10 protein-coding genes and 4 pseudogenes are annotated in these 10,521 nt (G+C 68.7%); 11 read left to right on the top strand and 3 right to left on the bottom strand.

Annotation, left to right across the window (positions count from 1 at the left end):
- Positions 1–813: 813 nt before the first annotated feature.
- Positions 814–1,026: a hypothetical protein gene (locus ACH45E_RS16800; RefSeq protein ID WP_361458266.1), complete on the top strand. Its 213-nt coding sequence runs from the start codon at positions 814–816 to the stop codon at positions 1,024–1,026.
- On the opposite strand, the pseudogene ACH45E_RS16795 reads toward ACH45E_RS16800, so the two are convergent.
- A pseudogene (locus ACH45E_RS16795) lies at positions 1,002–1,459 on the bottom strand (transposase); the annotation flags it as partial. The gene ACH45E_RS16800 and the pseudogene ACH45E_RS16795 overlap by 25 nt on opposite strands.
- 262 nt (positions 1,460–1,721) lie before the next feature.
- On the opposite strand from ACH45E_RS16795, the gene ACH45E_RS16790 reads away from it, so the two are divergent.
- Positions 1,722–2,492 (top strand): hypothetical protein, encoded by a 771-nt coding sequence (locus ACH45E_RS16790; RefSeq protein ID WP_361458263.1) that lies wholly within the window; start codon positions 1,722–1,724, stop codon positions 2,490–2,492.
- Between the two features lie 474 nt (positions 2,493–2,966).
- On the opposite strand, the gene ACH45E_RS16785 is transcribed toward ACH45E_RS16790, so the two are convergent.
- Positions 2,967–3,407 carry a phospholipase gene (locus ACH45E_RS16785; RefSeq protein ID WP_399040879.1) on the bottom strand — a complete coding sequence of 147 codons (441 nt, stop codon included), beginning with the start codon at positions 3,405–3,407 and terminating at the stop codon, positions 2,967–2,969.
- Positions 3,408–3,977: 570 nt separating this feature from the next.
- Here ACH45E_RS16785 and ACH45E_RS16780 point away from each other — a divergent pair.
- The 9 genes and pseudogenes from ACH45E_RS16780 to ACH45E_RS16740 all read left to right on the top strand — a co-directional run.
- A pseudogene (locus ACH45E_RS16780) lies at positions 3,978–4,550 on the top strand (YihY/virulence factor BrkB family protein); the annotation flags it as partial.
- 55 nt (positions 4,551–4,605) lie between these two features.
- Entirely contained in the window at positions 4,606–5,154 is a 549-nt protein-coding gene (locus tag ACH45E_RS16775) for a phosphatase PAP2 family protein (RefSeq protein ID WP_361458257.1), read from the top strand.
- Between the two features lie 389 nt (positions 5,155–5,543).
- A complete protein-coding gene (locus ACH45E_RS16770) occupies positions 5,544–5,915 on the top strand; it encodes a phage holin family protein (protein ID WP_361439121.1) in 372 nt (123 codons plus the stop codon).
- Entirely contained in the window at positions 5,912–6,391 is a 480-nt protein-coding gene (locus ACH45E_RS16765) for a DUF3618 domain-containing protein (protein WP_361438261.1), read from the top strand. Before ACH45E_RS16770 ends, ACH45E_RS16765 begins: the two co-directional genes overlap by 4 nt.
- 5 nt (positions 6,392–6,396) lie before the next feature.
- Positions 6,397–6,663, top strand: a pseudogene (locus ACH45E_RS16760) (DUF4235 domain-containing protein).
- A gap of 341 nt (positions 6,664–7,004) precedes the next feature.
- Positions 7,005–7,325: pseudogene (locus tag ACH45E_RS16755) on the top strand (sensor histidine kinase); the annotation flags it as partial.
- A 197-nt stretch (positions 7,326–7,522) separates the two neighbouring features.
- Entirely contained in the window at positions 7,523–7,936 is a 414-nt protein-coding gene (locus ACH45E_RS16750; RefSeq protein ID WP_361438263.1) for a peptidase, read from the top strand.
- Between the two features lie 35 nt (positions 7,937–7,971).
- Positions 7,972–8,574, top strand: a complete 603-nt coding sequence (locus ACH45E_RS16745) for a hypothetical protein (RefSeq protein ID WP_361438265.1) — start codon at positions 7,972–7,974, stop codon at positions 8,572–8,574.
- A 932-nt stretch (positions 8,575–9,506) separates the two neighbouring features.
- Entirely contained in the window at positions 9,507–10,028 is a 522-nt protein-coding gene (locus ACH45E_RS16740) for a hypothetical protein (protein ID WP_361438267.1), read from the top strand.
- Positions 10,029–10,120: 92 nt separating this feature from the next.
- Here ACH45E_RS16740 and ACH45E_RS16735 read toward each other — a convergent pair whose 3' ends face one another.
- Positions 10,121–10,420 carry a hypothetical protein gene (locus ACH45E_RS16735; RefSeq protein ID WP_361438269.1) on the bottom strand — a complete coding sequence of 100 codons (300 nt, stop codon included), beginning with the start codon at positions 10,418–10,420 and terminating at the stop codon, positions 10,121–10,123.
- Positions 10,421–10,521 lie beyond the last annotated feature (101 nt).

Raw genomic sequence — 10,521 nt, 5'->3', positions numbered from 1 at the left:
AAGCGGACGCCCCTGAGTACTGGCACCGCCTGCGCGAGATGGCTCAACTTGTCGCGGAGTCCCCACATGTAGCCACCAAATGAGATGACCTCTTAGCAAGGGCCGCGCAGCGCGGCGACAAAGAGTTCACCCATCCCGCACCGGTGTCAGTTCTCAGGCTCTGGCTCAACTTCCGTGACGGACACACGGTGAGTGGCCGGGGCCCATGGCACGGTCGGATTCGATTTCTTGGGTGCCGAGCGTTCCAGTAGCTGACAACTGATATGCGCTGGTCCTCGAGATTCACGACGTCGCCAGGGAGCGCTCGGGCGAAGATATCGACTGTTGCAGGAGCTTCGTTCTGGGCGTCACAGGGGAGTACATAAGCTTGCCGCCCGTTAGTGAATTGCCGCAACTGCCCGGAGGGGTGGACGTCGGGACGAGCCCCCTGGCAGCAGAGTAGACGGCCCTCACGCTCCAGTTGCCTCGGGAGCCGGATGAGGCAGTCGAGGTAGTCAGTCCCTCTGATGACGGTTCGAAAGCGATCGTCAAGAAGCTCGATCAGCGCTGCGGAGGGGGTGCTGACCTGGATGATGACGTCTTGCATGGCGCCGTCCGCGTCAACAGTCTGCAGGCACACCCTCTCAGCCCATTCCGGTTGAGGATCACTGCTACGGGGTGTCTTCCCTTGGGGCCGACTGTTCAAAGCGGTCATGATCGCCTCCGATTGCGATACCGGGCAAGGTCTCATCACGCCGGTAGCACGCGATTACGGAGAAGAGCGAAGCCGGCGCGGCCGAACATCTGCCGTTTGAGCATCTTGATGCGGCTGACGTGTCCTTCGACGACGCCGGAGTTCCAGGGCAGGGTGAGGCCAACGATGCCGGCGTCGCGGTCGCGCTCGATGCCGGCGGCGAGGGTATGGAGGCTGGGCAGGTCGTCCTGGCGGACGGCATCGGGCCACTACGGGAGCCGTTCGCCCTGGCGCTCGGTCAGCATCTCGGCGAAGGCCCGAACGTGTTGCCCTCGGCCCGCTTGCGATCGTAAAGCTGACGGGACTCGGGGCAGTGCCGGATGCTGAACAGCGCCGAGATGTAGAAGACCCGTTGGAGACGGCGGTTGTATCGCTGCGGACGCCGCAAGTTGCCGCCGATCTTCCGGAGTCGCGAGGCACCGAAGCGACACCACCGAAGCCGGCGAGACGGTCGGCGGTGCCGAAGACGGCCATGTCGCCGCCGGTGGCTGCTAGGAACTCGGCGCCGAGGATGATGCCCAGGCCAGGCATGCTCGTGATCACCTCACAGGTGGCGTGATCGCGGAACTGTGCCTCGATAGCCTTGTCGAGCTCAGCTATCCGCTGGTTGAGGGCCATCACCTCCCTCGCCAATGTGTGCACCAACTGGGCAGCCAGTTTCTCTCCAGGGAGGCTGGTGCGCTGTCGGTCGGCGGCCTGGACGGCGATCTCGGCTAGCTGGTGCGCTACATCTCCGGCCGGGCCCTGCATCGCGCCTCTGAGAGCTACCGCGGCGAGGGCAAAACAGACGCCAAGGACGGAATCGCCCTCGGCGCCACCCTGTTCCTCATCTCCTTCACCTCCCCGTCCCGCCTACCACCACCGCCAAGAACCCCACCCTCCCCGTCCCCGGCCGACTGTCCGCGCTGAGTACGCCTACTCATGCCAAGCCGCACCTCCCCGGGGACGATGGGCCGTGTCGAGGGACATACGGACAGGAGTCGGGGGCATGGGCAGATTTCTGGGGGCAGTGCTGGCTGTGGTGGCGGCAGCCGGAGCGCTGATCTTCGCCTACGTGGCGGGCGCACCACCGGTCGTGGTATTCGCCGTCGGAGCGGGCGCACTGAGCCTGCTGTGGCTGATGCTCCTCCTGACCCTCCCCTGGAACCTCTACTTCCGCGCGCATGCCGTGCTCTCCGAAATCGCGGTGAGCCGGGAGAAGGGGATGGAGATCTCCGAGGCCCGGGATACGGAAGCGGCGCGGATAGCCCGCGTGATGCTCCGGGCGGCGGTAGCGGGTCACATCCTGACGGCGGCGGTCGTCGTGGCAGTCACCTGGGCGACGGGCGAGTTCACGGGCTACTGGTTCGCCGCGTTCTTCCTCCTGAGCACCTTCTTCCGCCCGGCCGGCGCCTACTTCGGCCAGCTCCGCCGCCGCCTGGGCACCCTCCTGAAGGAGGTCAAGTACCCGCGGGACGACGTCGTGGAACTCCGTGCCCGACTGGACCGCGCCGAGGCCGGAACCCGGGTCCTGGAGGAGAAGGCGGAGGAACAGTACAAGGCCCTCGCCGAACTCCGCCGCACCGTGGACGCGCTGGCCCTGAGCACATACGACCGGGCGGAGGGAACGGACCGCCGGATCGCCGCGCTGGGCCGTGAGTTCGAGTCCACGGTGAATCGCCTCACGGACAACCAGGAGATCATCGCGGGGGTGAAGGCGTTCCTGCGCCTGCTGCGATCCGACGATTTGACCGACGGGGCGGCACCAACGCCCGGGTAGGATGCTCCCGCCCCGGGGGCGCGCCGGCGGATCACAGCGACTGAGGAAGGTGTGTCGCCGGTCCGGGGCGATGCCGCTGTCCTGGCTCCCCGCCACGACGCTCCCCGTCGACGAAGGCCGCACCACCGATCTGAAGCTACGAGTTGTCCCGTAAGTGATCTTCCAACGCGTTCGGACACAGCTCCCCGACTCTGGGGCGTCTATCCGGTGGGGGTGAGGTTGTGTTGTGTAGGCGGGCGATGCGGAGCATGGCGTGATGGACGCCGTAGTCCGCTACTGGTTCAAGTAGAGCGGCCGCCCCACGCCACTCCGGCAGCATTCGGCCGCTCACCCGAATCGGCGCCGAAGCGTTCCGCCTGGGCCGCATGGTCTCCATCAGCTCCGGACCCATGATGCCGTCGGGGAAGCCGGGGCGGCCCGTCGCCGCATCCGCAGTGCGGACGGTGACGGGCCGCAGGCAGAGAGAAGGGTCGGTCAGCCCGCCGCCGGGGAGCTGCCCAGTTTGTCGACAGCCTGGTAGTAGGTCCAGGCGGTCGCGTTACAAGCGGTCAGTTTGGCGCCGCTGTAGGCCGTGCAGACCCTCTTCAGGTCAGCGTAGAGGGCGCTGTCCAGGCGAGTTTTGTTGGCCGCAAACGTCCCTGCTGCCTTGTAGTTGCGGTAACCGAAGTCGTGACGGGCGCAGGCCATCTTGAAGGGAAAGCCCAAGGGGTTGTCGGGGGATGAGGAGCAGTAGTCGGTGCTCCAGTCGAAGGCGTAGGCACTCCAGGCGTCCTGGTTGGTCCGGGCGGCGGCCCAGGCGTCGTAACTGCTCGCACTGGTCTGTGTCCAACCGGCGAGCACTTGGGGCTTGTCGGCCGGTACGGCCGTGGCCGGCGTGATGGCCAGGGTGCATAAGGCCAGAGCGACGGATGTCACGGTGGTGGCGACGAGTGGACGGCGCACGTTGGTCCTCCTGCGGCGTTGGTTCCGTGGTCGCCCACAGGCTCGCCGTGGCCGAGGAGGCGTGGGGGTCCTTCGGCTGCGGATCCGGGGGCCTTACTAGTCGCACAGGGGGGAACTGGGGTCGCTCGCACGCCAGAAGTGGCGGAATTGCGCAGCGGCCTGGGGGTTTGAGGGTGCTTGTGCCGGGTGGCGCGCAGTCGGCGAAGGGGGTCCCAGGGGCATCGCTCCGGGGCCGATACGGCCTTCAAGGTGGGAAACCCCGTAAGGCCGGCGGCCGGACACCCGGTGGACTCGGCCCCGCGCCCGCCGCCTCGGCAAGCGACGGTACAAACGGCCCTGGCAACACAGTCGTTCTGGTCGCCCTGCACCACCTGCATACCACCGCGACCAGCTGACACAGGACAAGGGCCGAGACGCACGCCAAGGGGCACTCTGGCTACAAGATCCCCGGGCCAGCCCGGGCACGCGCATATGAATAATCACTGCCCCCAAGGCAGAGGCATCGCCTACCTGCCCTGCGGACACAGGGAAGGCGAGAAGAACGAGATGCCCGAGGGACGCCCGGTGTGGAAGGTCCTTCCGGTGCGGGTCGGCGTGACGGTCGTGCTGATGGTGCTGTCCGTGGTCAGTGCGCTGATCGTGGTGTTCACCGGGGGTCTGGCCGGGCAGGCCGGTGCCGCGCTGGGCATCGGGGACACGGCGCTGGCGGTGTGGTCGATCGCCAAGTGGCCCGTTCTGGTGGTTCTGGTCACCCTCATGATCGCGATCCTGTACTGGGCCAGCCCGAACGCCAGGGTGAAGGGCTTCAGGTGGGTCACCCCGGGCAGTTTCCTGGCCCTGGTGATCTGGCTGATCGCCTCCGCCGGGTTCGCGTTCTACGTGGCGAACTTCGCCTCGTACAACAAGACCTACGGCACGATGGCCGGCATCATCGTCTTCCTCGTCTGGCTGTGGATCAGCAATCTGGCCATCCTGCTGGGCCTGGAGTTCGATGCCGAGACGGTACGTCAGCGGGCGATCGCCGGCGGCCATCCGGCCGAGAGCGAGCCGTACACCCAGCCCCGCGACACCCGGAAGTGGGACGAGGAGGACCGGCGCCGCCTGGACGAGGTGTGACCCGCCACCCGATGATCTTGGGTGTATGTCGGTGACCTCGGGATACTTGCCCCTCATGAGGCTTCTGGCGGGGTTGCGTGCCGCTGATCGGTCGCTGCCCAAACAGGCGGCCTCCCGCATCTCGCCCGGCGTCGGCAAGGTGCTCTCAGCGGTGGAGGAGACCGCCGAGAGCACGAAGCTGTGGTGCAGCGCCGCCACCGCAGTGGCATGGCTGGGCGGATGGCGCGGCCGTAAGGCGGCGGCGACCGGCCTGGCCGCCCTGGTCATGGCGCAGTTGGTCTCGAACGGCCTGTGCAAGCAGCTGGCCGACCGGCCCCGGCCACCGAAGGAGTGGTTCCCCCACGACGAGGTCGACGACCGCCCCAGCTCCTCCTCCTTCCCCTCGGGACACACCGCCGCCGCGGTCGCCTTCACAGCTGCCGTCGCATCCACGTGGCCTGCCGCCAGCGCAGTGTGTTCCCTGCCGACTGCCCTGGTGGCGCTCGAGCGGGTGCAAAGCGGCGCCCACTACCCCAGCGACGTTGCTACCGGCGCCGTCATCGGCCTGGCCAGCGCCTGGCTCACCCGTCACGCTCCGCACCTGATCCTGCGCCACTGGCTCTAGGGGGTGTTTCGAAAGTCCTGTGCGGTGCCCGCGGTGTCCGGTGCGTGCTCTCGGCGTGCCGGACGAAAGCCCTCGTACTGGACGTACTTGGGTTTTTGGCCGGTGCGGCGAGAGTGCGTGCCGGGCGCCGTGGGTGCTGTGCGGGACTTTCGAAACACCCCCTAGCAGGTTGGAGCCGGATGGGACTGGCGAGAGCCGGCAGACACGCCGGCCATACCGACCGCCCTGAACTCGCCTGCTCGGGGTACTCGCGCCCTCATCGGATGGTCGGGCGCATGGCTGAGCCCGGCTTACAGGAAGCAAAGGAATGGGAGGTGATCGCCGTGTCGAGCACGCAGCCGCACTACGCCGAATCCGGCCAGAGCACGGACCCCTCCGGTCAGGAGCCGGTGGGCGAGCTGGTGCAGCGGGCCTCGCAGCAGCTGACCGAGCTGGTGCGCGGCGAATTGCGCCTGGCGCAGGCGGAGATGAAGGAGAAGGGCAAGCACTACGGCAAGGGCGGTGGCCTCTTCGGCGGCGCCGGCGTCGTCGGCTTCCTCATGGCACAGGCGCTGGTCGCCACCGCGATCGCCGCGCTGGCGGTGCCGCTGCCGGTGTGGGCGGCTGGGCTGATCGTCACAGCGGTGCTGGGTGTGATCGCCGCAGTGATGGCCATGAGTGGAAAGAAGCAGGTCGACCAGGCCGCGCCGCCCACGCCCGAGCAGACCGCCGAGAACGTGAAGGCCGACGTGGCCGAGATCAAGGAGAGTGCGCACCGATGACCCAGCCGCCTCACGACGAGCCCACCGCCTCCAGCCCCGACGAGCTGCGCGAGCAGGTCGAGCAGACCCGCACCGAGCTCGGAGAAACGGTCGAGGCGCTCGCGGCGAAAACCGACGTCAAGGCGCGCGCCCAGGAGAAGGCTACCGAGGTCAAGGAGCAGGCTGCAGCGAAGGCCGGCGAGCTGAAGGAACAAGCCGCCCTCAAGGCCTGGGAGCTGAAGGCGAAGGCCGCCGACCTGGCCCACCAGGCACAGGACCGACTGCCCGATCCGGTCAAGGACAAGACCACCCAGGCTGCCGGGCAGGCCCGGGCCAAGGCCGCCCAGGCCGGTCAACTGTGGCAGGAGAAGGCGCCCGAGCCGGTGCGGGAGAAGACCGCCCAGGGGGCGCGGCTGGCGCGGGACAACCGCAAAGTGCTGCTGGCGGCAGCGGGTGTGGCCGCCGTGGTGTGGCTGACCTTCCGCCGGAAGGGGTGAGCCGGGTGAAGCCATCGACGATCGCCTACAAGCCGGTCGGTCTGGCGCTCGGTGCCGTCAGGGGCATGACCGCGGGAGCGCTGTTCAAGCAGACGTGGAAGATCCTCGGTCACGACGAGGACGCCCCGGACGCCACCGACGAAGACCGCTCCTGACGCGAGGTGCTGCTCGCCGCCACGCTCCAAGGCGCGATCTTCGCTGGAGTCAAAGCGGCAGTCGACCGCGCCGGCGCCACCGGCGTCCGCTGCATGACCGGAACCTGGCCCGGCTGACGCGCATGAGGAGGCGGGAGGGCCGGTAGGACACTAATACCGGCCCTCCGCCTTCCGACCAGTACCTACGAAGGACCCCTCACAGCCATGTCCGATCAGCATGCGGCTACCGCGCTGACCGCTGCAGCAGTCATCGCCACGATCCTGGTCGCCCGGGCAGTCATCCTCCAGCAAGGCGGCCGAAGGCGCCTCGCCCGCCCGGTGCGCGGTCGCACCAGACCCCGCGCCGACAAGGCCGCACCATGTACGGCCGCGCTCTCGGACGTCCCCTGCGTTGGTCCGCCGGCCACTTCGGCGAGCCAGTCGGCGGCGACCACCGGTTCGGCGTGCTCGGCGACCTCGTCGGGCGGGTGCTGGGCAACCTGCCGGACAACGCCCAGCGGCATGCGTGCACCGCGATCACCGTGACCGTGAACACGGAACCGGGCGCCGTGATCCTCATCGTGACCGACGACGGTCACGGCGTGGCTCCGCCGGAACGTGAGCGCGTCTTCGAACGTTTCGTGCGGCTGGACGAGGCCCGCAGCCGCGACGAGGGCGGCGCGGGCCTGGGCCTGGCCATCGCCCGGGATGTCGCCCAGCAACATGGCGGGACTCTGTCCCCGACCGATACCCCAGGCGGTGGCACGGTCTTCGAGGTCAAGCTGTCCCGCGCGCACTGAGCCGCGGGTGGTCAACGCCGTGTGCTGCCAGCATGGTTCACCGTGTTCTGATATCGGTGGCGAAACTTTGGATATCTCCTGGGCTTGTGCTCTGCGTTTGCTGGGCTGGCTCTCGACAGCATCTTCCTAAGGTCGTTGTCGTCCCCCGGTGGTCCGGCTCCTGGATCACCGCATCCCCGGAATTCTGGAGACAGTTCATGCGCGCCCTGCCCCGCCGTGCCCTCCTTGCCGCTCCCGCCGCCGTGCTGATGTTCGCCCTCGCCGCCTGCGGTGGCGGTTCCGACTCCAGCTCCGGTTCCGGCAGTTCGAAGTCGGACACCCAGCAGGCCGCCCAGGGCACGGGCGGTGCCGACGCGGCGGGCGAGGCCGCCGGTGACACCGATGACAAGAAGGAACCGCCGCTGACCGGCGACGTCAAGCAGAAGGCCGAGGCCGCCGCGCTCGCCAAGTACCCGGGCACCGTCGTGAAGTCCGAGGAGGACGCCGAGAAGCCCGGCATGTACGCGGTGGAGGTGAAGAAGGCAGACGGCACGTCGGTCGAGGTGTACCTGGACAAGTCCTTCAAGGTGACCGGCACCAAGCAGGAAGGCACCGAGGAGAACGACGGCTGAGACGCGCGGGTCGACCGGTCGGAAGGGAGCAACAGGTGCCGAGCGAGCATGAGGACGCCACTACGCCGCTGTCCGACGCCGAGGTGACGGCCATGCTGGGGCCTTCGATCTCCGAATCCGCGCAGGGAGGCTACGGGGACCGCTTCGAGGAGGACGCCTTCGACTATCCCTCGCTTTCTCCCTCCCCCGCCTGGCCCTCCCAGGGCTGCTCGGCCGCGCCCGCCGAAGCCACGGCCGCCGACGTGGAGTTGGAAGCCGAGGCCGTCGGGAGCCGGCGCAGTCGGGCGCGGGAGAAGAGCAGGCAGGGGCACACCGCGGTACGGAACCGGTCGGCCCTGACAGCCGTCGCCGCGGTCGTCCCCCTCAGCGGCTTCGGCCTGGCCCTGTCCACGGTCAGCGACACGGTCACCTCCGACCCGAGCCCCGGCGGCACCGCTCAGGTCTCCGCTCCCAGGTCACCTGGTGCCCCCTCGCTCCTGCCCGAGGCGACGCTCCCCGCCCAGCCGCCCGGTGGCACTGTCGACACGGCCACCCCGCCGGCGCAGACCGCCGTGCCGCCCGTCACCGGTGACCGCGGTGACGACGACCACGGGGAGGAGGAGCAGGGACGCGAGGACGGCGACCACGCCGACGACTGACTCCCCACGGCCGGCATCGTCACCGCCTCGCTCCCGCCGCCCGGCCGCTCAGCACTCCCCCGTGTCGACCGGCCGGGCAACACCCGCGTCAGCTCCCGTCCGTACGACTCCCAAGGTCCAGGCGGCTTCCCGTGACCAGCCCAATTCCCGTGGCACAGCTGTGCGAGCCTTGCGCAATGCGCCTGCTGCTCATCGAAGACGACGACCGAATCGCCGGCCCCCTCACCGAAGGGCTCGGGCGGTAGCACGCCTGGGCCGCATGGTGCAGGGGCTGCTCGCCCTGGCCCGCCTGGAGAACACCGCCACCACCCCCGAACCCGTCGACCTGGACGCCGCCCTCGCCGACCGTGTCGCGATGTAAGAACCGTGGCCGCCGAGCAGTACGTGACCATCGACATCACCGGCCCGCCCGCGGGGCAGGTGTGGGTGATCCCCGGGGCGCTGGAGCAGATCATCGACAACCTGGTCGCCAACGCCCTGCGTGTCTCCCCGCCCGGCACCTCGTCGACGCCTCCGGCGGCATCATCACCCTGCACCCGGCACCGGCCTGGGCGTCGCCGTGCGGTTGCGCCCGGCGGCCAGCCAGCGCTCGCGCACGGTGGGCCTCCCCGATCAACACCGGCACCAGCGAGAGCACGATGACCGGCTCGACCGTGAGTGCCCGACGCTGTCGGGGATCTTGTTCGCCGTGCCCGTCCAGACGACGCCGGCGGATTGGCCGCTGCACGCGAACCCGCTGACGTCACCGTCATCACGAAGGATTCGGCGTCCCCTCACAATCTCGTGGGCTCGGCCGACTCCCCGGGACAGCGGTACGGAGAGCTGCCCCGTGTCCGTACGTGCCCTGCACGTAGTGAGAAGTTGGAAGGACCAGCGGCAGTCGGGTCGGTCCTCAGCCGCAGGCCTTCCACTCGCTGCAGAGAGGATCGACCATGACCTCGGACCACAACATGCTGTGGGTTCGTTGCGCGCTCCTGGGCCGTTTCCTGCTGCCGCTGGTGGATCAGGAGTCATGGCGTCAGGTTCGTCGCCGCGAGCACTTGCCCGCCTGGGGCATCGACACGGCGGTGGGTGAGCGGCTGATCGAGGTCTTCGCGGCCCTGGCCGCCCATGCTGTCGCGGTGGACGCTTCCGTGCCTGCCGCAGGGTTCGATGCTCTGCCCCTCAGAGCCATGGCTGAAGCGGCGATCGGCAAGCAGGACTTCGAACTCCTTGCCGGACTACCGGGCACCTTCGCCGACGACCGCGACGAACTGGCCGTCAAGGTCTTCCGCCTGTACACCTACCGCGGCGGACAGTACAGCCTCCAGCTGACTCGGCTGAGCACGGAAGTGCGCCACGCACTGGTCGTCCTCACCGAACGCTCGCCAGCGCCGTCTCTCACGTGCGGGGACGTCTTTCGCCGGGCCGCCGAGAGCGGCCTGCCCTGTGATCATGGACATCAGGGAAGCTGAGGCCGCACTGCTCGCCACGGTGGTGGCCCGGGCGGCCGTCAGTTTCGGCCGGATCCGTGGCAACCTGATGAGCATCGCCTTGAATGATCAAGTCAGCCTGCGGGGTGGGTGGCGAAGCACCAAGACCTTGGCCGCGGGATGTGTAGCCGGTCGAGGAAGCCTTGGCGGGCGGTCGGGGGCCGGGGTTGCTGTTCCGGCGCAGGGCGCAGGTGGCTGCTGATGCGTTCGAGGTTGACCGCGATGGCGGTCAGGATCTGCTGGACGTGGGCCTTGTCTGGCCATTCCTGGGTCTTCTGCTCGGTGCGGGACTCGGACTGGATGTCGTAGAGATCGCGCGGCAGAGAAGAGACCTTCCGGGCGCGGTGCGGCGGCAGGAAACCTTCGCCGGGCAACCGGGAGCCGACCCCAGCTCTGAACCAGTGTCTCTGATAGTCGGCTCAGGGCGACACGCTGGTCGCTGGTGACAGGCCGGCAACCGGATGCAAGGTCGCGG

The sequence above is a fragment of the Streptomyces sp. NPDC020299 genome, assembly GCF_044387825.1.
GTDB lineage: Bacteria > Actinomycetota > Actinomycetes > Streptomycetales > Streptomycetaceae > Streptomyces.
Note: the sequence above shows the minus strand (reverse complement) of the source record. Positions and strands in the feature narration are given on the sequence as shown.

Excerpts from the sequence above, each read along its gene's own strand:
- ACH45E_RS16790 (WP_361458263.1), top strand. The coding sequence starts at position 1,722 with ATGGGCAGATTTCTGGGGGCAGTGCTGGCTGTGGTGGCGGCAGCCGGA.
- ACH45E_RS16775 (WP_361458257.1), top strand. The coding sequence starts at position 4,606 with ATGAGGCTTCTGGCGGGGTTGCGTGCCGCTGATCGGTCGCTGCCCAAA.
- ACH45E_RS16765 (WP_361438261.1), top strand. The coding sequence starts at position 5,912 with ATGACCCAGCCGCCTCACGACGAGCCCACCGCCTCCAGCCCCGACGAG.
- ACH45E_RS16750 (WP_361438263.1), top strand. The coding sequence starts at position 7,523 with ATGCGCGCCCTGCCCCGCCGTGCCCTCCTTGCCGCTCCCGCCGCCGTG.
- ACH45E_RS16740 (WP_361438267.1), top strand. The coding sequence starts at position 9,507 with ATGACCTCGGACCACAACATGCTGTGGGTTCGTTGCGCGCTCCTGGGC.